We start from the raw sequence: 21,151 nt of genomic DNA, 5'->3' as shown, positions 1-21,151 counted from the left end.
CCGGCCTCACGCGGTGGCCGCGGCCCACAGCGCGCGGGCGGTCATGACGTCGCGCAGGGCCTCGATGTCATCGGTGATGATGCCATCAACGCCGAGGTCGAGCAGGCGTTCCATGTCCGCGGGCTCGTTGACCGTCCAGACGTGCACCTGCAGTCCGAGCGAGTGCGCGGTCCCCAGGAACGCCTCGGTCACCAGCGGGGTGCGCCCGACGCGCTGGGGGACCTGGGCACACGGCACGCCGAGCTCGGCCAGGCGCACCAGCCGGGCCAGCGGCCCGCCCACGGACCGGGCGCGCAGCGTGGCCACGCCCAGCGGGCTCAGGGCCGTGCACACGTCGCGGCCGGACAGCAGGCGCATGCGGGCGCGTACGTGCCTGAGCCGCCGGTAGGAGAAGGAGGTGACGCACACCCGGTCCCAGGCGCGGGCCTGGTGCAGGACCTCGGTGAGCGGGCCGATGGCGTTCTCGGCCTTGACGTCGATGTTGAGGCGCACCTCGGGCCAGGCGGTGAGGATCTCCTCCAGACGGGGGATCGGCTCCCGGCCGGCGATCCGCGCCTTGGCGACCTCGGCGAAGGTGAGCCGGGCGACCTGGCCGGTGCGGTCGGTGACCCGGTCGAGGGTCGCGTCGTGGAAGGCGACCAGGGCGCCGTCGGCGGTGGCGCGGACGTCGGTCTCCAGGTAGCGGTAGCCCAGGCCGACCGCGCGTTCGAAGGCCGCCATGGAGTTCTCGCGGCCGTCGGCGGATCCGCCGCGGTGGGCGAAGGGGATGGGGCCGGGGTGGTCGAGGTATGCGTACACGGATGCACCTGTCGGAGTCGGGCGGCTGAAGCTGCTCCGCCTTCCACAGTAGTTACCTTACTGCGTAAAGGCGGGGGCTTGATCGATTATGACCTATCCGCCAGACCAGAACGCGAATCCACCGGTACGGAATCCGTCGACCGGCGATCCGCCACAAGTCGGGCATCTCTTCCACTAAGTTGTGTGTCCGGTCGTGGCTCAGGGGAGCCGTCGTACTTCCAAGCGGGAAGGCTCGTGATCGTGCCGGACACCAGCGCCTACGCGGCGACATTCGAGATCGTCGATGTGAACAAGGACGGGCGCGTCTCCGCGCCGGAGTTGAAGCAGCTGATGAAGGCCCTGGGGGAGGAGGTCACCGACGAGACGGCGGCCGAGGTCGTCCGCCGGATGGACTCCGACGGCGATGGAGAGATCTCGCTCGAGGAGTTCTCCGCGTACATGTCCCAGGCCTGACCGGCTCCCGGCGATCCGCCCGGCCCGGCCGGCGGGCGGCACCGTACGGACGGGTGAGCGGCGATGCCCGCCGGCCGGGGCCGGGAGGCGTGAGCGGTGAGGACATCGGGCCGTGCGCACGACGTGCGCACGGCCCTTTCCACGCCGGCCGGCGGACGGGGCGCGGTCGTCGTCGTACGCCGCGCCGCCTCCCCGGAGCCACATGCCCGCCGCCCTTCCCGCTGACAGCGGCGGCGTCGGGGGCACCACCCGTGGCGGCGCGCGGATGGGCCGTGCCACAGGCCGGCGAGCCTGGTCGAGGCCTCGTCGGGTTGAGTCTCAAGGGACTTGAGGCTCCATAGTCGGTCGCGGTTCATCAATGCCGGGAATCGAGGAGTCTTCATGTCCGACGCTGTTACCTCGTCATGGTCGGATCACGTCGTGTCCAGCGGCGGCGTCGACATCGCCGTCCGGGATCACGGGGGAGGCGGCGACGCGGTCGTCCTGCTGCACGGCGGCGGACGGACCATGGATGATTGGCGGCTGGTGACACCGCTGCTCGCGGATGCCGGAGTCCGGGCCGTCACCGTCGATCTGCGCGGCCACGGGCGCTCCGGGCCTGCCTTGTGGTCCTGGCAGGACGCGATCGATGACCTCGCCGCGGTCATCGATCATCTCGGCCTGGATCGCCCTGCCCTGGTGGGGCATTCCCTCGGCGGGATCGTGGCGGCCGTGTGGGCGGCGCGGCACCCGGAGTGCCCGCTGGCGGTGAACCTGGACGGGCACACCAACCCCACCGGCCCGTTCGACCTTGACCCGGACGCCACGCAGGCCGCGGAGCAGACGATGCGCGAATTCCTCGACGCCGAGGTGCGCCGGGCCGCCGATCCCGCGCTGGCCCGGCTGGTGGCCGAGCTGGGCGCCCTGGACCTGCTCGCCACCTACCGCGCGACGCGCTGCCCGCTGGTGGTGGTCCAGTCGACGGGCCTGGGCACCGAGGAGATGCTGCCACCAGAGGTCAGGGAGGCGTTCGAGGCCTACCGGCGCGGATTCGCGCGTGAGCTGGCGGAGGTCGCCGCGACGACACCGCTGCTGTCGGTGGTGGACGTGGCGACCGACCATTACGTGCAGCTGGAGGCCCCCGGTCCGGTCGCCGACCTGATCCTGCGGCGGCTCAGCCCCGCCGCGGGCTGGTGACGCGGAGCGGGGCGATCGGTCAGGCTGGGCGGCATGGACGACGAGGGCCTCTACACGATCGGCCGGGTGGCCAGGCTCAGCGGGTTGCCGGTGCCGACGATCCGGTACTACTCCGATGAGGGGCTGGTGCCGCCGGTCGGCCGGTCGCCCGGCGGATATCGCCTCTATGACGATGAGGCACTGTCCCGCCTCGAACTCGTCCGGACCCTTCGCGAGCTCGGCGTCGATCTCGCCACGGTCGCCCGCGTGCTCACCGGGGCGCAGAGCCTGGCGCAGGTCGCGGACCGGCAGGCCGCCGCGCTGGAGACGCAGATCCAGGCGCTGCGCGTGCGCCAGGCCGTGCTGCGCCATGCCGCCTCCCGCGGCTCGGATCCCGCCGAGGTCGCCCGGGCGGGCCGGCTCGCGGGCCTGTCCGCCGGGCAGCGTCGCCGGATGGTCACTGACCTCATCGGCGAGGCCACCCGTGGGCTGGAGATGGATCCCGTCTTCGCCGCGCAGCTGCGCTCGACGCTGCCCGATCCGCCGGACGACCCGACGGTGGCGCAGGTCGAGGCATGGGTCGAGCTCGCCTACCTCGTCAGCGATCCGGACTTCCGGGCCGGCGTCCGCGCGGCTTTCGAACGGCACGCCGCCGACCGTGTCTCCGGTGCCGACCAGGGTGATCCGGAGAGCTGGCGGAGGGCCGAGCGGGCGGTCCTCGACCTGGCCGGCGCGGCACTCGCCGAAGGCGTCCGTCCCACGAGCGCGCGGGCGCGGGCCGTCGTCGACCAGGTCGTCGCCGCCTTCGCCGACGCTCACCGCCGTGACGACGACGCGGTGTTCCGTGTCTGGCTGGCCGAGCGGGTCCGTGTCGGCGCCGACGCGCGGGTCTCGCGGTACTGGAGGCTCCTGGCCGTGATCAACGACGGGCCCCCGAAACCCGATGCGGTGCCGCCGGCCCGATGGTTCCTCAGGGCGCTGGAGGCTGCCGGCGAGAAACAGGACAGCCGTCGGCGTTGACGGCCGGCCTTGGTCACCTGGCGACGGCGAACCCGCGTGCCATGGCAGCGTGTCGGCATGGTGACGGTCTCTCTGCTCCTGCCCGGTGCCGGCCACAAGGCCATCGGGACGGCGGCCGTCACCGAGAACCTCTTGTGGCATCAGGCCCGCTTCCTCCAGCGGCACCTGGACGCGCCGTCGGCCGGGCCGTGTCCAGCCCCTCGATGACCTCGTCCGGCCGCAGGGTCCGGCACCTCGGTGACGGTGCTCGCACGCGCGTGGCGTGAGCCCCTCAGCGGGCCCACTCGCGGCGGCGGACCTCGGCCAGGGCGATGGCGGTGGCGACCGCGACGTTGAGGGACCCGACCCGCCCGATCTGGGGGATGTAGGCGACCGCGTCCGCGGCGGCGAGCAGGGCGGGGGAGCAGCCGTGGTCCTCGCCGCCGACCGCCAGGCAGACGTCGCCGTCCAGCGGCGCCTCGTGCAGGGGGACCGCGTCGCCGGTCAGCTCGATCGCCACGATCCGGTAGCCGTTCTCGTGGGCGGTGCGTACGGCGTCGGCGACCGGGACGGCGGGCTCCCAGGGAACGAGCCGTTCGGTGCCCAGCGCGGTCTTGCGGGCGTTGGGATGGGTCAGGGGAGTGGCGTTGCCGGCCAGCCACATCCGGTCGACGCCGAACGCCGCCGCGGACCGGGTGATCGAGCCGATGTTGAACGGCTGGGTCACCGACTCGACGAGCAGCCCGAGGCGGTCCTCGGTGCGCCGCCGCCAGGTCCGGTTGAGGCGCTTGACGTCGGTGGGGCGCAGTTGCCTGCGCGCGTCGGTGTTCACGATGGGTCCTTCGGGTCTACGGCCAGGACGCGGTATCCGGCGCGGGAGGCGAGGCGCTCGGCGGGGTGGCCCTGGTCGTTCAGCCAGCGTTGCAGGGAGTCGGAGCCGAGGTTCTTCTGCACGACCAGGTGGGCGCGGCCGCCGGGGGCCAGCCGGGCCAGCCACGTCTGCAGGAGGGCGTGCAGGGCCTGCTTGCCGATGCGGATCGGCGGATTGGACCAGATCGCGGCGAACCTCAGCGCGGGGTCGATCCGGTCCGCCAAACCGAACCTTACATTGTCAAGGCCGGCGGTTTGGGCATTTCGCTCCGCGACGGTCAGGGCACGCTCGTTAACGTCCACGCCCCACACGATCGCCTGCGGCGATCGGCTGGCCATCGTCAGGGCGATGGGGCCGTACCCGCAGCCCAGGTCGAGCAGGTCCCCGTCGGGTGGGGGAGGGGGGACGGTCTCCAGCAGCACACGGGTACCCAGGTCGACGCGGTCGGGGGAGAACATCCCCCGGTCGGTGGCGAGCCGCAGGTGAAGATCGGGCAGGACGAGGTCGACGGTGCCCGGTCTGCTGTCGGTCTGCGGCTGTCGCGCGAAATAGTGCTCTCCCACGTCGGCTGACCGTACCAGCGTTCGGCTCGGGGTCGCCTCAGGGGCGGCTCGGGGGGATCCCGGATGGCATTCCCCGCCGGCGCGGCGCATCATCGCGATATGACGCATCAACCGGATGTACCGCGCCGTTCGGAGGCGACCTGGATCGCCATGTCGGCGGCCTCGGAGGGGCCCTGGGTGGCCGCACTCGCCGGGGGCGCGGCGGTGGGCCTGGCCGACTTCGCGATGCGCGTCTTCGGATGGGACCTCAGCCTGGCCGACCCGCTGGCCCTCGGCCTGTCGGTGTTCTTCCTGATCGGGGCCGGCGGCGCGCTGCTGCGCGGAGGCCATCATCGCGCGCGGGCGTGGGCGCAGCAGCACCCGTGGTCGTACGCCTGGGTCCCGGCGGCGGGCACGGCGGTCACGGTGTTCGCGAGCTACCTGTTCCTCAGCGCGCAGGGCCTGTTCGGCAGCCTGTGGGAGGGCCTGTCGGACGGTTTCGGCGTGCTGGTCCTGCTGGGGATCATCGGGTACGTCGCGCGCGGGCTGCGCCCGGCCTCCCGGCGCGGCTGAACCCGCGCCGGGAGGTCTGCGTCACGGGAGCCGCTGGAACCACACCAGCGACAGGCCACCGGCCGCCAGGGCCAGCAGCAGCGCGACGAAGATGTACTGCGAGGCCGCCTCCTGGCGTTCGATGCGGAACCCCAGCGAGCTGCCGATGTGCCGGTACACCTCCGACAGCTCACCGCCCGCCTGGGCCTCGTAGGCCTTGCCGGTGGTGTCGTGCGCCAGGTTCCTCAGCGTGGTCTTGTTGACCTGCACCGGGACCGTCTCCCCGTCGATGTCGACGGTGCCGTACGGGGTGCCGAACGCGATCGTCGACACCGGCACCTTCGCGGCGCGGGCCGCGCTGGCGGCCTCGGTGACCGACCGGCCGCTCTGGTTGTCGCCGTCGGACAACAGGACGATGTGCGAGGGCGGCGGGTCCTGGTTGGCGCGGGCGTCGAAGGAGCGGATCGACTGCAGGGAGGTGAACACCGCCTCCCCGATCGCGGTGCCCTTGCCGAGCTGCAGCCCGTCGATGGCGTGGCCGACCGCCTCACGGTCGAAGGTGGGGGCGACCACGGCCGAGGCGCTGCCGGAGAAGCTGACCAGGCCGACGTTGAAGCGGATCGGCAGGTCCTGCACGAACTTCTTGGCGGCGGTCTTCGCGGCGTCCAGCCGGGTGGGGGACACGTCGGTGGCCTTCATCGACAGGGACACGTCGATGGCCACGATGATGGTGGCGCGCTCGCGCGGCACCTTGACGGGCTTGGCGGGCCGGGCGAAACCGACGGTCATCAAGATGATCGACAGCAGGAACAGGGTCGCGGCCAGGTGCCGGCGCCATCCGGGGCGGCGGGGGGCGACCTGGGCCAGCAGCGCCAGGTTCGTGAACCGCACCGCGGCCTGCCGGCGGCGGGCCTGCATGAGCAGGTACGCGCCGATCAGCAGGGGGACGAGGGCCAGCAGCCACAGACGGCCGGGAGACAGGAAGGTCATGGGCGGCCTCCTCGCGGCTGCGGACGGCCGGCGACGCGGCGCTGCTGCAACGCGAACCGGGCGACGTCGGTGATCCAGTCACGGTCGGTGCGCAGCACGAGGTGGGGCACCCCGCTGCCGCGGATCGCCTCGCGGGTCCGGGCCCGCTGGGCTGCCGCGGCGGCGGCGTACGCGGCGCGGACCTTCGCCGACAGGATGATCTCGCGGGTGTCGCCGGTCTCCGGGTCGGTCATCATCACCGGCCCGACGTCGGGAAGGTCGAGTTCCCTGGGGTCGATGATCTCGACGGCGATCACCTGGTTGCGGACGGCGAGGCGCCGCAGGGGGCGTTCCCATGGCAGTTCCCCGCCGGGGGTCTCCCGCCCGTCGAGGAAGTCGGAGATGACCACGCGCAGGCCCCGTTTGGTCTGGCTGCGGGCCAGGCCGGAGATGGCGTCGGCCAGGGACGGGCCGCGGGTGCCGCCGGTGCCGCGGGGGACGTCCAGCAGCCCCTGCAGCAGCGCGTAGGTGGCGGCGCGGCCGGTACGGGCGGGCCAGCGGCGTATTTGCCCGCCGTGCACGACGTAGGCGCCGAGGCGGTCTCCGAGACGGGTGGTGAGGAATCCGACGGCGGCGAGGGCGGCGACGGCCAGGTCGCGTTTCTCCATCCGCGCGGTGCCGAAGTCCATGCTGGGGGACATGTCGACCAGCGCCCAGGTCTCCAGCTCGTGGTCGGCGATCAGGTCGCGGACGTGCGGGACGGTGGTGCGGGCGGTGACGGACCAGTCCATGTGGCGGACGTCGTCCTCACCGGGCTGGTAGAGGCGGGCTTCGGCGAGGTCGCTGCCGGGCCCGGGTAGCAGGCCGAGGTGCTCGCCGTGCAGCAGCCCGTCGAGGCGGCGGGTGACCTTCAGCTCCAGCCGCTTGAGGGACCGCTCAGGGGCGAGCCGGGCGAGTTTCGACGATCGGGTCATGAGGCGTGCTGGTGGTTCCAGACGACCCGCGGGGGCGGGACGGTCGCCAGGATCCGCTCGACGATGGTGACGGGGTCGACGCCGTCGGCGACCGGGTCGAACGACAGCAGGATCCGGTGGGACATCACGTCGACGGCGACGGCGCGGACGTCGTCGGGCAGGACATAGTCACGGCCGCGCAGCAGGGCCAGGGCGCGCGCGGAGGCGACGAGGCCGAGGGTGGCGCGGGGGCTGGCGCCGATCTCGATGACACCTTTGAGGTCGGGCAGGCGGTACTGCTCGGGTTCGCGGGTGGCCATGACGAGCCGGACGATGTAGTCGGCGACGAGTTCGTGGACGGCGACCTCGTCGGCGGCGCGTTGCAGGGCGATGAGGCTGTCGGGGTCGAGGATCCGGGTGGCGTCGGGCGGGTCGACGCTCATCCGCTGAAGGATCTGCATCTCCTCGCTGGCGCCGGGGTAGGCGACGTTGACCTTCATCAGGAACCGGTCGCGCTGCGCTTCGGGGAGGGGGTAGACGCCTTCGGACTCGATGGGGTTCTGGGTGGCGATGACGAGGAACGGCCTGGGCAGGGGGTGGGTGCGCCCGGCGAGGGAGACCTGGCGTTCGGCCATGACCTCCAGCAGCGCGGACTGGACTTTGGCGGGGGCACGGTTGATCTCGTCGGCGAGGACGAAGTTGACGAAGACGGGGCCGAGCTCGACGTCGAACTGCTCGGTGGAGGGGTGGAAGATGCGGGTGCCGACGATGTCGGAGGGGACGAGGTCGGGGGTGAACTGCAGGCGGGCGAAGGATCCTCCGACGACGGTGGCGAGGGTGCCGACGGCGAGGGTCTTGGCGACGCCGGGGACTCCCTCGAGGAGGCAGTGGCCGCGGGCGAGCAGGGCGATGACCATGCGCTCGACCATGTGCTCCTGGCCGACGATGACCTTTTTGACCTCCGTCACGCTCTGCTGCAGCAGGGCGGCCGCCTCGTCGATGTCTCCTGTGGCGATCGTCATCTGGTCCCTCGGGTCAGGGGTCGTGCTCCGACGTGCACGACCCTATGCGATTCAGGGGAAAAGTCGTCTGATCCCCTAGCTGTTAGGGTGTCGCGCGCGACAGGCTGGAGCCGGGGGGAGGGGTGTGGATGCCCGAGCCGCTACAGGTCGGCGATCCCGGTGAGCTGGGGCCGTTCCGGCTGGAGGCCCGGTTGCGCGAGTCCGTCGCCGGCATCGTGTATCTGGGTACCGATCCGGGGGGCCGGCCGGTGACGGTGGCGTTGCTGACGACGGCGGCGGCCGGTGACGCGGCGGCGCGGGACCGGTTCCGTGCGGCGATCGCGCGGGAGACGCCTCCGCCGGATCCGGTGCCGCGGGTGCTGCCGGAGCCCGGTCCGGGTGAGCCGGCGCCGGTGGTGGCGGCGCTGACCGAGGGCGGCGCGCCGTGGGTGGCGACGACGTACGAGGAGGGGCGTCCGGGCGCGGAGCGGTTCTTGGAGCCGGTGCTTCCGCAGCGGGGGTGGACGGGCCGGTATCGGCGGGGCCCGCAGTTCCAGGCGCACTGGGTGTCGGGTCCGGATGGCCCGGCGGTGGGCGTCGAGGGGCCGCCGGTCTCCGGTGCGGCGGTGGGTGATTCGAAGGGGCTGGCCGCGGCGGTGCTGTCGCTGGCGGCGCTGCTGGCGTTGCTGGCCCTGCTGGTGTTCCTGTTGTTCTCGTGTGAGCCGTCGCAGCCGACACCGCCGGTACCGATGGAGACGCCGAGTTCGACGCCGGCCAGTCCGGAGCCGTCGCCGACGATGACGTCGTCGCGGCCGTCGCCGTCGCCGGGCCGCTCCTCGACGCGGACGCCGCAGCCGACGCCCACCGGCGGTGGGCAGGACAGCGGTAATCCGGCGGGGCTGCTGGGTTCCGCGCGCGGCGGCGGGTGAGCGGGGCCGGCGGCTGGAGCAGGTGCCCGGAGTGGTGCTGGTCGGGCTGGGGGTGCGGCTGGTGACGGATTCGCGGTGACGGGTGGCCGTCCACAGGGTTGTCCCCAGCTTCCGGTGCCGAACGTCCTGGGATGGGGTTCTTTGCCGGCGGGGTTGATCTGCGGTTTTCCACAGGTGCGGCTCGGGCTGGGCGGGCGATGGGCGGGGCGAGGGCCGGTAAAGCGCTGGTAAGGGTCCGGCGGGCCGGATCTTCAGCGGCGTGATTGCGGGCATTGCTGTTCTTGTCGGGCGGGCGTGCGCCGGTGGGGTGACGTGGCGGAGACGGACGCGCCACATGGGCGGCGTGCGCGGAACGGAGCCTCGCTATGCACGGGAACGCGGCGATCTTCGCCGGGGAGTTCATCGGCACCGCGATCTTGATTCTGATGGGGGACGGCGTGGTGGCCGCCGTGCTGCTGCCCCGCTCCAAGGCGTTCGCGGGCGGCTGGATCGTCATCACGTTCGGATGGGGGTTCGGTGTCCTGGCCGGCGCGTACTCCGCCCTGAACCTGTCCGGTGGTCACATCAACCCGGCGGTCACGCTCGGCATCGCCGTCTACGGGGGGCAGATCTGGGGTGAGGTGCCGGTACGGATCGTGGCGCAGATCCTGGGCGCCATCGTCGGCGCGGTGCTGGTCTGGCTGTCCTACCTGGGGCACTTCAGGGAGGCGGAGGAACCGACCCTGGCGGTCTTCTCGACGATCCCGCAGATCCGCAACTACCTGCAGAACCTCGTGACCGAGATCATCGCCACGTTCGTGCTGGTGTTCTTCATCCTGGCGACCGGCCTGCTGCAGGGCCCGGTCGCGAAGATCGCCGCGACGGGGTTGGGCGTGCTGCTGGTGTCCCTGCTCGTCGTCGGCATCGGCCTGTCCCTGGGCGGGCCGACCGGCTATGCCATCAACCCGGCCCGGGATCTGGGGCCGCGGATCGCCCACGCGTTCCTGCCGATCCCGAACAAGGGCTCCTCGGACTGGGCGTATTCCTGGATTCCCGTGGTCGGGCCGATCCTGGGCGCGCTGGCCGCGGCCGGTGTGGCCCGCCTGGTCTTCTGAGGTCAGCCGCGCGTGACCTGTGCCTTGAGGCCGGTCCGGTCGCGTACCACTCCGAACGCCTCGGTGGCGCGTTCGAGCGGCACCTGGTGCGTGATGAGGTCTTCCGCGGTGATGGCGCCGGAGGCCATCAGCCGCAGCGCCGGCTCGAAGGTGTGCAGCACCGCCATGGAGCCGATCACGCTGATCTCGTCGTTGTAGACCTGGAACGGCGAGATCGGCAGCCGTGCCTCCGCGGGGCTCACGCCGAACACGAGCAGGGTGCCGCCCCGGCACAGGGCCGGCAGGGCGGCCTGGGTCGCGGCCGGTACGCCGGTCGCGTCGATGACGTGCTCGAAGCCGATGCCGCGGCCGGCCAGCACCTCCTCGACGCCGGTGGCCACGACGTCCGCGCCGAGCTTGGCGGCCCGCTCCAGCCGGGCCGGGTCGGTGTCGACCATGCTCACCCGGGCGGCGCCGCTGCGGGCGGCCGCCTGGGCGAGCAGGAGACCGATGGTGCCGGCCCCGATGATCAGCACCTCGCCGCCCGGGGGGATGGCCAGCCGGCGCAGCCCGTGCACGACGCAGGCGAGCGGCTCGACCAGCGCGCCCGCCGCGTAGGACATCCCGCCGGGGAGCGGGTACGCGTTGGCGGCCGGTACCGCGACGTACTCGGCGAACGCGCCGTTCACGGTGTCGCCGATCGCGTTCCAGTTGAGGCACAGGTTGCCGCGCTGCCGCCGGCAGTACACGCAGTGGCCGCAGAACAGCGACGGGTCGACGGCCACCCGGTCGCCCGCCGCCACGCCGGTCACGCCGGGGCCGAGGGCGACCACCTCACCGGAGAACTCGTGTCCCGGGATGATCGGGTACGGCGTCGGCGGGAACTCTCCGTCGAGGATGTGCAGGTCGGTTCCGCAGACCCCCACGGCCCGCGGGGCGACCACGATCTGACCGGGCCCGGGCTCCGGGTCCTTCACGGTCTGCACGGACAGCGAACCGGGTGTGGAAATGACGGCCGCACGCATGACGGGCTCCTAAAGCGTGGATTTCCACGCTAACCCCTCGTGACGTGCGGGAACAACCGGAGATCGGCGAGGCGGAACACCGGGCAATGACAAAGCCAAAAATGTGTAGATCTCACTAGAAGATATAGCTCGTACGTTTATGGCAACGTTTAATGGATGATATTCCGTCTGCTTTTTTCTGCATCGTCGGGAGGAGCAGTGGACGGCGATTCATCCCGGCCGAGTAGGCGTGAGGTCCTTCGCGGTGCCCTGGCCGCCGGAGCCTCGCTGACCGCGGCCGCGGCCCTGAGTGCCTGCGGCGCGCAGGGCGACGTCCGCCGGGCCCGGAGCGGCGACCCGTGGCGGCAGTTCGCGGGCGCCACGTTGAACTTCATCTCCGAGAACACCGCGCCCACCGCGGCGATCGCCGCGAACGTCCGCCCGTTCACCGACCTGACCGGCATCAACATCAAGATCGTCACGCTGGAGCTGAACGCGGTGGCCCAGCGGGTCGCCCTGGACCTGGCCTCCGGCGGCGCGGAGTACCAGGTGATCTACGCCGACCCGTACCAGATCCTCGCGCCGTACCGGAAAGGGCTGGTGGACCTGCGCACGATGCAGGCCGACCCGAACCTGCCGAAGGTACCCGGGGGAGTCGGGGACTTCATCCCCACCCAGCTGGACGCCGCCGGCCGGTTCGTCGACCCGCACGCGATCTACACCCTGCCCTACGACGCGCCGACGATGATCTGGCAGTACCGGCGCGACCTGTTCGCCAAGTACCACGGCCGCATGGCGCACGACCTCGGGTTCGACCCCACGCCGGGCGGCGACCGCACGTGGGAGGAGTACTTCAAGATCGCCGAGTGGTTCAACAAGAACGCCAGGTCCGACGTCGCGTACGGCACCGGGCACCAGGCCCGCCAGCACGACTCCCTGATGAACGACTTCAGCAACGTGCTGTGGTCCTACGGCGGCGACTACTTCGACAACGGCAAAAAGGTCGGCCGCCTGGGCGCGCAGGACCCCGGCCCGTGCCGGCTGGACTCGCCCGCCGCGATCGCCGCCGCACGCTTCTACGACCGTCTGCTCGGTATCGCCGACCCGGCCTCCCGGACGTGGGACTGGGACGGCCTGGGCGCCGCGATGCGCGCCGGCCGCCTGGCGATGTGCCCGAACTGGCACGAGTACGCGGCCACCAACGAGCAGGTCATCCCCGGCAAGGTCGACTACGCGCCGCTGCCGAAGGGCCCGGCCGGCACCGCCAACATGTACGGCGGCACGGGCGTGGCCATCAACGCCAACACCCGGCCGCACGAGCGCGGCGCGGCCTGGCTGTTCATCGTGTGGGCGACCGCGCCCGCCACCCAGCTCGCCGACCTGAAGAGCAAGGCCGGCGGGGGCACCCCCACCCGTACGTCCGTCTACCGGCTGCCGGAGGTCCGCGCGGCGGAGAAACGGCCGTCGTCGATGCCGAACATGCTCACCGCCTCTGCGGTGACGCAGGCCTGGCTGCCCGACCGCATCGGCCTGCGGCCGAAGATCCCGATGTGGAACGAGTGCGACACCGCGATCTTCACCCAGCTGTCCCGGATGCTGACCGGGGAGGCGTCACCGGAGGAGGCCATGCGTTCGACCAAGAAACGGATCGACCGCATCGTGGCGCGAGGGTGGGTGGCGTAGATGGCGCACGTCGCGGACACCTCACCGGTCCTGCACCGGCCCACCCGGCCCGAGACCGCCGCCCGGAGGCCGCACATCGGCTTCGAGGGCAAGATGATGACACCCGGCCTGATCGTGCTGGCCGCGCTGTCGATCGTTCCGTTCCTCGCCCTGATCGCGATGAGCTTCTCCCGGGTCCGGCTGCTGGGCGGGGTACGCCTCGAACCGGCCGCCCTCAGGAACTGGGCGCGGTTCTTCACCGACACCGACATGTGGATGTCCTGGCTGCGCACGGTCGTCTATTTCGTCCTGACCGTCGGGCTGGAGATGATCCTGGGGGTGGCTATCGCCCTGTGCCTGCAGCGTGTGCTGCGCGGCCGCAACATCCTGCTCAGCCTGGTGCTGCTGCCGATGTTCGCCGCGCCCTCGATCGTCGGGCTGCTGGGCCGCTACCTCACCGACTCGACCTTCGGGCTGTACGCGTGGATCCTGCGCTCCCTCGGGTTCAGCGGCGACGTCCTCGGCGACCCCACCAGCGCCTTCGCCGCCGTCGTCCTGATGGACGTGTGGGAGTGGACCCCGCTGATCGCCCTGATCACCCTCGCCGGGCTGTCCAGCGTGCCGCAAACGGTGCGGGAGGCCGCCGCCGTCGACGGCGCGTCCTGGTGGATGACGTTCCGGTACATCATCCTCCCGGCGATCTCCAACGTTCTGCTCGTGGCGCTGCTCATCCGCTCCATGGACGCCATCCGCTACTTCGACATCATCTGGGTCACCACCAACGGCGGACCGGCGGACGCCACCAAGATCGTCCCTATCCGGTTGTACGAGACCGCGTTCCGGTTCTTCGACCTCGGCTACGCCGCCGCGATCGGCCTGGCGATGCTCGCGTTCTCCATCTTCATCGCCCGCATGTTCGTCCGGCTCCTGGACACCAGGGGGTTGACCCGATGAGCACTCCGACCACGCCACATCCGTTCACACACCGGCGCGACGGCCCCGGCCGGGTCGTGCTGAAGAACGGGCAGGCGATCACGGCCGCCCCGCCCGGCGTGCCGCAGTCACCGCTGGAGGCCAGCAGCCGCCGCTCCCGGTGGGGAGTGCGGGTCGTCCTCCTCGTGGCGCTGGCGTGGACGCTGGTCCCCCTGCTGTGGATGCTGCTGTCGTCGTTCAAGAACCGCAAGGACGTCACCGCGGCCACACCCCAGGTGCTGTTCCCGCCGACCGGGCAGAACTACCGCAACCTGTTCACCGGCTCGAACAACCTCACGCCCTACATCTGGCACAGTGTGCTCGCCGCCGGGATCTCCGCGTCGCTCGCGGTCTGCCTCGGCGCGCTCGCCGGATACGGCCTGGCGCGCACCCCGATGCGCGGGAAGCGGCACCTGGCCTTCTGGATCATCTCCACCCGCATGGCGCCCATCGCGGCGGTCGTGGTCCCGCTCTTCCTCATCTTCCGCGGGCTCGGCCTGATCGACTCGATCCCCGGCCTCGTGCTGGCCTACCTGACCTTCAACCTGCCGTTCGCGATCTGGCTGATGAGCGCGTTCTTCGCCGACGTGCCCCCGTCCCTGGAGGAGTCCGCGCTGGTCGCCGGCTGCACCCGCTGGCAGGCGTTCCGCACCGTCATCCTTCCCCTCACCAAGTCCGGGCTGGTCACCACCTTCGTGCTGTGCCTGGTCTTCGCCTGGAACGACTACGCGTTCGCGGTGGTCTTCTCCGGGCCCAACTCCCAGACACTGCCCATCGCCGCGTCCCAGCTGGTCACGCAGACGGGCATCGACTGGGGTCAGCTCACCGCCATCGGCACGATCGTGGTCCTGCCGATGATGCTCGCCGGGCTGGCCGTCCGCCGCTGGCTGGTCACCGGGCTCACCCTCGGGGCGGTCACCGGAGAGTAGGAGCGAGGACCATGGCCGAGCACACCATGCGCGCAGCCGTACTCCACGACGTCGGCAAGATCACGCTGGAGGAACGGCCCCGGCCCGAGCCCGGCCCCCACGACGTGCTCGTCCAGGTCGCATCGGTCGGCACGTGCGGTTCCGACGTGCACTACTACGAGCACGGCAGGATCGGCGACTTCGTGGTCGAGTCCCCCCTGGTCCTCGGCCACGAACCGTCCGGGACCGTGGCCGGCGCCGGCTCCGAGGCCGCCCGTCACCGCCTCGGGCAGCGCGTCTCACTGGAACCCGGCGTGCCCGACTTCACCTGCCCGCAGTGCCGCGCCGGCCGGTACAACCTCTGCCCGGCGATGCGGTTCTTCGGCACGCCCCCGATCGACGGGGCGTTCTGCGAGTACGTCGTCGTGCACGAGCAGTTCGCCCATCCCGTCCCGGACTCCCTGTCCGACGACGCCGCCGCCCTGATCGAGCCGCTGTCGGTGGGCGTGTGGGCCTGCCGCAAGGCGCGGGTCGAACCGGGCAGCCGCGTGCTCGTCACCGGCGCGGGCCCGGTCGGGCTGCTGTGCCTGCAGGCCGCGCGGGCGTTCGGCGCCACCGACGTCATGGTCACCGACGTGAACCCGGTCCGGCTCGCGCTCGCCCGTGACCTCGGCGCGAGCGTGGCCCTCGACGTACGCGAGGGCGGCCTGACCGACGCGGCGTTCGACCCCGACGTGCTGCTCGAATGCTCCGGTCATCCCGCCGCCATCGCCGAGGCCGTCCGCGCGGTGGGCCGGGCCGGGCGGGTCGTCCTCGTCGGCATGGGCGGGGAGGAGATCCCGCTGCCGCTGGCGCATGTGCAGACACGCGAACTTCAGGTGACGGGCACGTTCCGCTACGCCAATACCTGGCCGGCGGCCATCGCGCTCGCCGCCTCCGGGCGCGTCCGGCTGGACGCCCTGGTCACCGGCCACTACGGCCTGGCCGAGGTCGAGCAGGCGCTCACCGCCGGCGCCCGCGACCCGACGCTGGTCAAGGCCGTCGTACGACCACAGGAGTGAGGGGCGGCACAGGAATGAGGGGCTAAGGAGACAGCAATGGCTCAGGTCATGTACGAAGAGGCGACCCGCGTGTACCCGGGATCCGAGCGACCCGCGGTGGACACCCTCGACCTCGACATCCCCGACGGGGAGTTCCTGGTCCTCGTCGGTCCCTCCGGTTGTGGGAAGTCCACGTCGCTGCGCATGCTCGCCGGGCTCGAAAGGGTCGATCACGGACGCATCTCCATCGGGCAGCGGGACGTCACCCACCTGGCGCCACGCGACCGGGACATCGCAATGGTGTTCCAGAACTACGCCCTGTACCCGCACATGTCCGTCGCCGACAACATGGGCTTCGCCCTGCGGGTCATGAAGGTCTCCAAGGACGAACGCGAACGCCGGGTCCGTGAGGCGGCCCGCCTGCTGGACCTGGAGGAGTTCCTGGACCGCAAACCCAAGGCGCTGTCCGGCGGGCAGCGGCAACGCGTGGCCATGGGCCGGGCGATCGTGCGGGAACCGCAGGTGTACCTCCTGGACGAGCCGCTGTCGAACCTGGACGCCAAGCTGCGCGTGCAGACCCGCGCGCAGATCGCCGCCCTGCAGCGCCGGCTCGGGGTGACGACGGTCTACGTGACCCACGACCAGGTCGAGGCCATGACGATGGGCGACCGGGTCGCGGTCCTCAAGGACGGTCTTCTCCAGCAGGTCGCCACGCCGTTGCAGCTCTACCAGCATCCGGCGAACGTCTTCGTCGCCGGCTTCATCGGCTCCCCGTCGATGAACCTGGCGGAGTACCGCGTCGAGGGAGAGGACGCGGTCTTGGCCGGAGTGCGGATACGGCTGGCCCACGAGACCCTCAAAGCGCTCAACGACGAGGGGAGCGACCGCGTCATCGTCGGCTTCCGGCCCGAGGCCGTCGCCATGGTCGGTGAAGGCGACGCCGGCTCCATGACCTTCCCCGTCACCGTCACCGTCGTCGAGGAACTCGGCTCGGACGCCTTCCTCTACGGCCAGTACGCCGACACGACCGATCCGGCACTGCGCGAGAACACCGTCATCGCACGGGTCGACCCGAACGCGCCGCCGGCCAAGGGCGACCGGGTCCGGCTGCGGATCACGCCGGGCAAGGAGCGGGTCTTCTCCACGGCCACCGGCGAACGGCTGCCCGCCTGACCGCCCGGCGTGTGGGGGAGGACCCGCGTATCGCGAGCAGCCTTCCCCGCCGAGAGGGCCCGGCCACCGTCGTGATGCCCGGGGCGTGACGCCGTCCTGGCCATCGGCCCATGACGTCCGTGAGCGCCGCATGCCGCCCCGGTCCTCTCGACTCTTCCGCCCGGCAAAGGACGGTCGTTACCTGACCTCTCTGCCGACGAGAGTTTGTCCGTGCCGGTCAACGGCGGGAAACCGAGTTCTCGGCGCCAGGCCATCGCAAACACGAGAGCATGATAGGAAATTCCTATTGAGTCGCCAATTTGGCCAGACGTTACCTACCCATTGTGTTATTTCAAGATAATCAAGGAATAATGGCAATGGTGATGCCCCTCGACGTATGCCGTGAGGGTCAACATGTTAGGCACCCGATACCATTTTCCGTAAAGAGGTGACTCAGCATGATGCGAAAGGCTTATGCCGCTTCCTGCCTGGCGACTGCGGCAGTGGCGAGCGCCCTGATGATCACTTCGCCTGCGTCCGCCCACAACACCGCCGCGGCGCCGGCTCACGGCCGGACCGTGGCCGCGGCCCCGGGCAACGTCGGCGTCAGTGGCCTCCCGATCGGGCACCGGTTCATCCCGCGAGACGACGATGACACCACCAGTACCGGTGGCGTCGGCAACATCACCGGCGGCTCGAGGAACGTCGGAGGCGTACGGAACAGCCGGGTGTCGGGCAGCGGCAACGTCGAGGAGGAAGACTACGGCGATTGATTACGGCGGTTCCACCATCTGGCCGCATCGAGGGCACGGACCACTCCGTGCCCTCGATGACTCGGTTGATCATCTTCCGGCGTCCTCTCCGCTACCGAGACATGCTTCGTTCGCCACATCCCGCAGGCTCGCATCGGTGGGCGACATACACGGCCAGGCCCGCTGGGCGCGACGCACGACCGGGCCCATCGCCGACCCCGGCTTGGTCAGACGGGAGCCCCCGCGAAGTGTGTAGCCCTGGCCGCGCCGTACGGTCACGCCCTGGTCGAGGGCGGCCCACTCGGCGGGCTCCAGCTCGGCGGCGCGGAGGAAGTCGGCGACCTTGCCCGGCATGTGGAGGGCGACCGGCAGTTCCGGGGCCGGGGCGTCCTGGTCGGCGGGAGTGTGCTCGGGCATGAGGTCGGCGCCGGCCGTACGGCCGGCGCCCCGGCTGACGCCGTGTTCGCGGGACAGGGCGGCAATAGACCCGCCCTCCAGGTACGCGGTGCGCACGGCATCGGTCTTCTCGGTCTTGATGGCCGGGCGGCGGCCGCCCTTGCTGCCCTTGGCCTCGGCGGCCCGCAGCCCGTCGTAGGTCAGTTCCCGCTGGAGGTCGCGCTGGAGGTCGCGCTGGAGTTCGCCGGCGGCGGCGAGGGTCTGCACCAGCAGGCCACCATCCGGTCGCGAAGCCCGGGTACGCGTCCCGAGGTCGATCCGGACGATCAGGTGAGCCGGGTGCTCGACCTCCTCCATGAGGGGATCCGCACCCGGCCCTGAGCGTGGCGACAGAGGGCATATTGCCCCGACCACCACGGCCTGTTCGCTACTTCACGGTTGACGACCGAGCTGGTCGTCGGTCACGACGTGGAGCTGCCCTACTCCGGCAGGGCGACCGCGCCCAGCTCGATCAGGGCCTCCGCGGTTGCCACGATGGTGTCCCTGACGTCCAGGGGCTCCCAGCCAAGGACCGAACTGGCCTTCTCGTGGCTGATGTCGGGGATCCGGCCCTCCAGAACGGCGGCGTCCTTCAGCGTGGGCTCGGTCTTCGCGGCCTTGCGTACCTGCTCGATGGTCAGTTCCGTCGCGGGCAGCCGGTCGGCCGCGGCGGGGAATTGCTCGCGAAGGATGTTCGCGATCTTGAACAGGCTCGACGATCCGCTGTTGGCGAGGAATCGCTCGCCCGCCGCGTTCGGGTGCAGCATCGCGCGCAGATGCAGGTCCACGACGTCACGCACGTCGACGACGCCGAAGTTCCAGACCGGCACCACGGACATCTCGCCGGCCATGAGGGCCTTGATCAGTCCGATGGAGCCTGAGGGCCGGTCCACGAGTTGGGGGCCGAAGATGCCGGTGGGGTTGACGACCACCAACTCGATGCCCCCGTTGGTCTTGACGTAGTCCCACGCCGCCGCCTCGGCCAGCACCTTCGACTTGTGGTAGGCGGGCAGCCCGGGGGTGTCCGGGTCGGTCCAGTTCTCCTCCGTGTAGTGGTCGTCGGGCGTCAGGGTGTACCCGACCGCGGCGAAGGAGGACGTCATCACGACCCGAGGGATCCCGGCGCTGCGGGCGGCGGCGATCACCCGCAGCGCGCCGTCGCGGGCGGGGAGGATGACCTCGTCCTCCGTCTCGGGAGGAGTGGGCGGGAAGGGCGACGCGTGGTGCAGGACGTGCGCGATCCCGTCCATGGCCTGCGCCCAGCCGTCGTCGGCGCTGAGGTCCGCGACCGCGAACTCCAGCAAGTCCGCCCGATCGACCCCGGCCTGCCGGAGCGCCGCCAGCACCTGAGCCTCCTGTGCGGGCCCCCGGACCGCCACCCGGATGCGATGCCCCTCGCGCAGCAGGCGTGCGACCGTGTGGGCGCCGACGAAACCGCTGCCGCCGGTGACCAGCACCTTCTCGTCTTCGGGGAATGAGAGGTCTTCTGTGCTCATTGCGTTCAGTCCTTCACAGTGGAGTGGTGCCCGCGCCGGAGGGCTGTTGGTTCAGCCTTGCCCGTCGGGCGTCAGAGGGTTGTTTTCGGGGTCCGGCTCCGCTTCGGTGGACAGCCGGCGCACCACGGCGAACAGCCAAGGGATGCCCGGGAGGGCGACGAGTGCGAGTCCGAGAGTCAGCGGTGCGGGCCGAAGGGCATGGTGAGGCGCTGGTGGGTGTTCATGGGGGGCTCCGTTGGTGTCGGCGTTCCCCGTGGAGGCGTTTGCGGGCCGTCGACGCGGGGGCGAATCGTTATCCGGAATCTGGTCCGGTAAGACCAAGCTAACCGGAATGCGTTCCGGATGCAAGTGGGGTTCGACCGGCCGGGACGCGAAGCCCGGGTACGTGCGGGACATGCCCCGCGCTCCGGGGCCGACCCCCGGCCGTTCGACCCCTGGCCTGGGACCAAGGCCCCCGGGCGTACCATGAAAGTGGAATGGATTCCGCTTCTTAGGGGTGACTGTGACCAGAACCGAGACGACGCAGCGCAGACCGCGCGCGGACGGGCAGCGCAATCGCGCCCGCATCCTCGAGGCGGCGCTGCGCCTGTTCGTCGAGCGGGGTCCCGACGTCCCCTTCACCGAGATCGCCAAGCAGGCCGGCGTCGGTGTCGGCACCGTCTACCGCCACTTCCCGGCACGCGAAGACCTCATCGAGGCGGCCTACCGCTCGGAACTGGATGCCGTGTGCGCCGGGGCCGCGGAACTGCTGGAGCAGGTGCCGCCCCAAGACGCCCTGCGGATCTGGATGGACCGGTTCGTCGACTACTGGGCCACCAAGATCGGCCTGACAGAGGCACTCGAAGCCGTCGTGGCCGCGGGCAGGGACCCGTTCGCGCAGAGCCGCGGGCGGGTCGATGAAGCCGTCGGCACGCTGCTGGCGGCAACCGCGGCGGCGGGGGCCACGCGTCCCGAGGTCGAACCGGACGATGTGGTGGTGTCCCTCAGCGGTATCGCCATGGTCGCGCCTGTGCTCGAGGACCGCGATCAGGTGAGCCGGGTGCTCGACCTCCTTTACGAGGGAATCCGCGCCCGGCCCTGAGCGGCATGGATGAAGATCGGTGAAGTCCACGGATCCTCGCTGCCGTCGTCGTCCTCGTCCAGGTCGGGCGCGTCCGGCGGCGTCGATCTCGGCGACGACCCAGTGGCGTGCGAGGACCAATGGGCGCAGACCGGAGATATGGATGGCACCCAGCGAGCCTGCGCGATGTGCCACGAGCCGCTGCCTTCGCGCTCAGCGGCCCGGCGCCGGTACTGCTCGACCGCATGCAAGTCGGCATGGTTCCGGCAATCCCGCCGTTACAGCCGCGGACTCGACCTGATGGCCACCCACACGATCGGGGCCGGCCCGGCGTGCCCGAAGTGCGGCCGCCGCCTGGCCCCCGGATACTTCACC

23 protein-coding genes are annotated in these 21,151 nt (G+C 71.1%); 14 read left to right on the top strand and 9 right to left on the bottom strand.

Annotation, left to right across the window (positions count from 1 at the left end):
• Positions 1 to 6: 6 nt before the first annotated feature.
• The gene (locus tag NE236_RS04195) at positions 7 to 798 is read right to left on the bottom strand and encodes a glycerophosphodiester phosphodiesterase family protein (protein WP_252840433.1); all 792 of its coding nucleotides are present in this window, start codon (positions 796 to 798) and stop codon (positions 7 to 9) included.
• A 240-nt stretch (positions 799 to 1,038) separates the two neighbouring features.
• On the opposite strand from NE236_RS04195, the gene NE236_RS04190 reads away from it, so the two are divergent.
• From NE236_RS04190 to NE236_RS04175, 4 genes are all read left to right on the top strand, one after another.
• The gene (locus NE236_RS04190) at positions 1,039 to 1,251 is read left to right on the top strand and encodes an EF-hand domain-containing protein (RefSeq protein ID WP_252840432.1); all 213 of its coding nucleotides are present in this window, start codon (positions 1,039 to 1,041) and stop codon (positions 1,249 to 1,251) included.
• 381 nt (positions 1,252 to 1,632) lie between these two features.
• A complete protein-coding gene (locus NE236_RS04185) occupies positions 1,633 to 2,427 on the top strand; it encodes an alpha/beta fold hydrolase (RefSeq protein WP_252840431.1) in 795 nt (264 codons plus the stop codon).
• A 33-nt stretch (positions 2,428 to 2,460) separates the two neighbouring features.
• Complete coding sequence (locus NE236_RS04180) at positions 2,461 to 3,426, top strand: MerR family transcriptional regulator (protein ID WP_252840430.1); 966 nt, start codon at positions 2,461 to 2,463, stop codon at positions 3,424 to 3,426.
• 57 nt (positions 3,427 to 3,483) lie between these two features.
• Complete coding sequence (locus NE236_RS04175) at positions 3,484 to 3,633, top strand: hypothetical protein (RefSeq protein ID WP_252840429.1); 150 nt, start codon at positions 3,484 to 3,486, stop codon at positions 3,631 to 3,633.
• 64 nt (positions 3,634 to 3,697) lie between these two features.
• Here the strand turns inward: NE236_RS04175 and NE236_RS04170 are convergent, their stop codons facing one another.
• Together NE236_RS04170 and NE236_RS04165 are read right to left on the bottom strand one after the other, a co-directional pair.
• Positions 3,698 to 4,237, bottom strand: a complete 540-nt coding sequence (locus tag NE236_RS04170; RefSeq protein WP_372494229.1) for a TrmH family RNA methyltransferase — start codon at positions 4,235 to 4,237, stop codon at positions 3,698 to 3,700.
• Positions 4,234 to 4,839, bottom strand: a complete 606-nt coding sequence (locus tag NE236_RS04165) for a class I SAM-dependent methyltransferase (protein ID WP_252840428.1) — start codon at positions 4,837 to 4,839, stop codon at positions 4,234 to 4,236. The genes NE236_RS04170 and NE236_RS04165 overlap by 4 nt, the downstream gene beginning before the upstream one ends.
• A 99-nt stretch (positions 4,840 to 4,938) precedes the next feature.
• Between NE236_RS04165 and NE236_RS04160 the strand changes: the two genes are divergently transcribed.
• The gene (locus NE236_RS04160) at positions 4,939 to 5,391 is read left to right on the top strand and encodes a hypothetical protein (RefSeq protein ID WP_252840427.1); all 453 of its coding nucleotides are present in this window, start codon (positions 4,939 to 4,941) and stop codon (positions 5,389 to 5,391) included.
• Positions 5,392 to 5,412: 21 nt separating this feature from the next.
• Here NE236_RS04160 and NE236_RS04155 read toward each other — a convergent pair whose 3' ends face one another.
• The 3 genes from NE236_RS04155 to NE236_RS04145 are packed head-to-tail and all read right to left on the bottom strand — an operon-like array spanning position 5,413 to position 8,314.
• On the bottom strand, positions 5,413 to 6,360 hold the full coding sequence (locus NE236_RS04155; protein WP_252840426.1) for a VWA domain-containing protein: 948 nt from the start codon (positions 6,358 to 6,360) through the stop codon (positions 5,413 to 5,415).
• Positions 6,357 to 7,313: a DUF58 domain-containing protein gene (locus NE236_RS04150; RefSeq protein WP_252840425.1), complete on the bottom strand. Its 957-nt coding sequence runs from the start codon at positions 7,311 to 7,313 to the stop codon at positions 6,357 to 6,359. Before NE236_RS04150 ends, NE236_RS04155 begins: the two co-directional genes overlap by 4 nt.
• Entirely contained in the window at positions 7,310 to 8,314 is a 1,005-nt protein-coding gene (locus NE236_RS04145) for an AAA family ATPase (RefSeq protein WP_252840424.1), read from the bottom strand. The genes NE236_RS04150 and NE236_RS04145 overlap by 4 nt, the downstream gene beginning before the upstream one ends.
• A gap of 128 nt (positions 8,315 to 8,442) precedes the next feature.
• On the opposite strand from NE236_RS04145, the gene NE236_RS04140 reads away from it, so the two are divergent.
• Together NE236_RS04140 and NE236_RS04135 are read left to right on the top strand one after the other, a co-directional pair.
• A complete protein-coding gene (locus tag NE236_RS04140) occupies positions 8,443 to 9,222 on the top strand; it encodes a hypothetical protein (protein WP_252840423.1) in 780 nt (259 codons plus the stop codon).
• 365 nt (positions 9,223 to 9,587) lie between these two features.
• A complete protein-coding gene (locus tag NE236_RS04135; RefSeq protein ID WP_252840422.1) occupies positions 9,588 to 10,316 on the top strand; it encodes an MIP/aquaporin family protein in 729 nt (242 codons plus the stop codon).
• 2 nt (positions 10,317 to 10,318) lie between these two features.
• Here NE236_RS04135 and NE236_RS04130 read toward each other — a convergent pair whose 3' ends face one another.
• On the bottom strand, positions 10,319 to 11,320 hold the full coding sequence (locus tag NE236_RS04130; protein WP_252840421.1) for a zinc-dependent alcohol dehydrogenase family protein: 1,002 nt from the start codon (positions 11,318 to 11,320) through the stop codon (positions 10,319 to 10,321).
• Positions 11,321 to 11,518: 198 nt separating this feature from the next.
• On the opposite strand from NE236_RS04130, the gene NE236_RS04125 reads away from it, so the two are divergent.
• From NE236_RS04125 to NE236_RS04100, 6 genes are all read left to right on the top strand, one after another.
• Positions 11,519 to 12,982 carry an extracellular solute-binding protein gene (locus NE236_RS04125; RefSeq protein ID WP_252840420.1) on the top strand — a complete coding sequence of 488 codons (1,464 nt, stop codon included), beginning with the start codon at positions 11,519 to 11,521 and terminating at the stop codon, positions 12,980 to 12,982.
• Positions 12,983 to 13,915 (top strand): carbohydrate ABC transporter permease, encoded by a 933-nt coding sequence (locus tag NE236_RS04120; RefSeq protein ID WP_252840419.1) that lies wholly within the window; start codon positions 12,983 to 12,985, stop codon positions 13,913 to 13,915.
• Complete coding sequence (locus tag NE236_RS04115; RefSeq protein WP_252840418.1) at positions 13,912 to 14,862, top strand: carbohydrate ABC transporter permease; 951 nt, start codon at positions 13,912 to 13,914, stop codon at positions 14,860 to 14,862. The genes NE236_RS04120 and NE236_RS04115 overlap by 4 nt, the downstream gene beginning before the upstream one ends.
• Positions 14,863 to 14,873: 11 nt before the next feature.
• Entirely contained in the window at positions 14,874 to 15,902 is a 1,029-nt protein-coding gene (locus NE236_RS04110) for an NAD(P)-dependent alcohol dehydrogenase (RefSeq protein ID WP_252840417.1), read from the top strand.
• A gap of 36 nt (positions 15,903 to 15,938) precedes the next feature.
• The gene (locus NE236_RS04105; RefSeq protein WP_252840416.1) at positions 15,939 to 17,054 is read left to right on the top strand and encodes an ABC transporter ATP-binding protein; all 1,116 of its coding nucleotides are present in this window, start codon (positions 15,939 to 15,941) and stop codon (positions 17,052 to 17,054) included.
• Between the two features lie 497 nt (positions 17,055 to 17,551).
• On the top strand, positions 17,552 to 17,806 hold the full coding sequence (locus NE236_RS04100) for a hypothetical protein (RefSeq protein WP_252840415.1): 255 nt from the start codon (positions 17,552 to 17,554) through the stop codon (positions 17,804 to 17,806).
• A gap of 69 nt (positions 17,807 to 17,875) precedes the next feature.
• Here NE236_RS04100 and NE236_RS04095 read toward each other — a convergent pair whose 3' ends face one another.
• Both NE236_RS04095 and NE236_RS04090 read right to left on the bottom strand, forming a co-directional pair.
• A complete protein-coding gene (locus NE236_RS04095) occupies positions 17,876 to 18,538 on the bottom strand; it encodes a hypothetical protein (protein WP_252840414.1) in 663 nt (220 codons plus the stop codon).
• Positions 18,539 to 18,660: 122 nt separating this feature from the next.
• A complete protein-coding gene (locus NE236_RS04090; protein ID WP_252840413.1) occupies positions 18,661 to 19,716 on the bottom strand; it encodes an NAD-dependent epimerase/dehydratase family protein in 1,056 nt (351 codons plus the stop codon).
• Positions 19,717 to 20,218: 502 nt separating this feature from the next.
• On the opposite strand from NE236_RS04090, the gene NE236_RS04085 reads away from it, so the two are divergent.
• The gene (locus NE236_RS04085; RefSeq protein ID WP_252840412.1) at positions 20,219 to 20,797 is read left to right on the top strand and encodes a TetR/AcrR family transcriptional regulator; all 579 of its coding nucleotides are present in this window, start codon (positions 20,219 to 20,221) and stop codon (positions 20,795 to 20,797) included.
• Positions 20,798 to 21,151: the final 354 nt, after the last annotated feature.

Origin of the sequence: Actinoallomurus purpureus (assembly GCF_024055795.1) — a bacterium.
Taxonomy (GTDB): domain Bacteria; phylum Actinomycetota; class Actinomycetes; order Streptosporangiales; family Streptosporangiaceae; genus Actinoallomurus; species Actinoallomurus purpureus.
The sequence above is the reverse complement of the archived record's forward strand: the minus strand, read 5'-3'. Positions and strand labels throughout refer to the sequence as shown.

Bases quoted from the DNA above. Each gene is read 5' to 3' on its own strand.
- NE236_RS04185 (WP_252840431.1), top strand. From the start codon at position 1,633: ATGTCCGACGCTGTTACCTCGTCATGGTCGGATCACGTCGTGTCCAGC.
- NE236_RS04180 (WP_252840430.1), top strand. From the start codon at position 2,461: ATGGACGACGAGGGCCTCTACACGATCGGCCGGGTGGCCAGGCTCAGC.
- NE236_RS04175 (WP_252840429.1), top strand. From the start codon at position 3,484: ATGGTGACGGTCTCTCTGCTCCTGCCCGGTGCCGGCCACAAGGCCATC.
- NE236_RS04160 (WP_252840427.1), top strand. From the start codon at position 4,939: ATGACGCATCAACCGGATGTACCGCGCCGTTCGGAGGCGACCTGGATC.
- NE236_RS04155 (WP_252840426.1), bottom strand. From the start codon at position 6,360: ATGACCTTCCTGTCTCCCGGCCGTCTGTGGCTGCTGGCCCTCGTCCCC.
- NE236_RS04150 (WP_252840425.1), bottom strand. From the start codon at position 7,313: ATGACCCGATCGTCGAAACTCGCCCGGCTCGCCCCTGAGCGGTCCCTC.
- NE236_RS04145 (WP_252840424.1), bottom strand. From the start codon at position 8,314: ATGACGATCGCCACAGGAGACATCGACGAGGCGGCCGCCCTGCTGCAG.
- NE236_RS04140 (WP_252840423.1), top strand. From the start codon at position 8,443: ATGCCCGAGCCGCTACAGGTCGGCGATCCCGGTGAGCTGGGGCCGTTC.
- NE236_RS04135 (WP_252840422.1), top strand. From the start codon at position 9,588: ATGCACGGGAACGCGGCGATCTTCGCCGGGGAGTTCATCGGCACCGCG.
- NE236_RS04130 (WP_252840421.1), bottom strand. From the start codon at position 11,320: ATGCGTGCGGCCGTCATTTCCACACCCGGTTCGCTGTCCGTGCAGACC.
- NE236_RS04120 (WP_252840419.1), top strand. From the start codon at position 12,983: ATGGCGCACGTCGCGGACACCTCACCGGTCCTGCACCGGCCCACCCGG.
- NE236_RS04115 (WP_252840418.1), top strand. From the start codon at position 13,912: ATGAGCACTCCGACCACGCCACATCCGTTCACACACCGGCGCGACGGC.
- NE236_RS04110 (WP_252840417.1), top strand. From the start codon at position 14,874: ATGGCCGAGCACACCATGCGCGCAGCCGTACTCCACGACGTCGGCAAG.
- NE236_RS04105 (WP_252840416.1), top strand. From the start codon at position 15,939: ATGGCTCAGGTCATGTACGAAGAGGCGACCCGCGTGTACCCGGGATCC.
- NE236_RS04100 (WP_252840415.1), top strand. From the start codon at position 17,552: ATGATCACTTCGCCTGCGTCCGCCCACAACACCGCCGCGGCGCCGGCT.
- NE236_RS04095 (WP_252840414.1), bottom strand. From the start codon at position 18,538: ATGGAGGAGGTCGAGCACCCGGCTCACCTGATCGTCCGGATCGACCTC.
- NE236_RS04090 (WP_252840413.1), bottom strand. From the start codon at position 19,716: ATGAGCACAGAAGACCTCTCATTCCCCGAAGACGAGAAGGTGCTGGTC.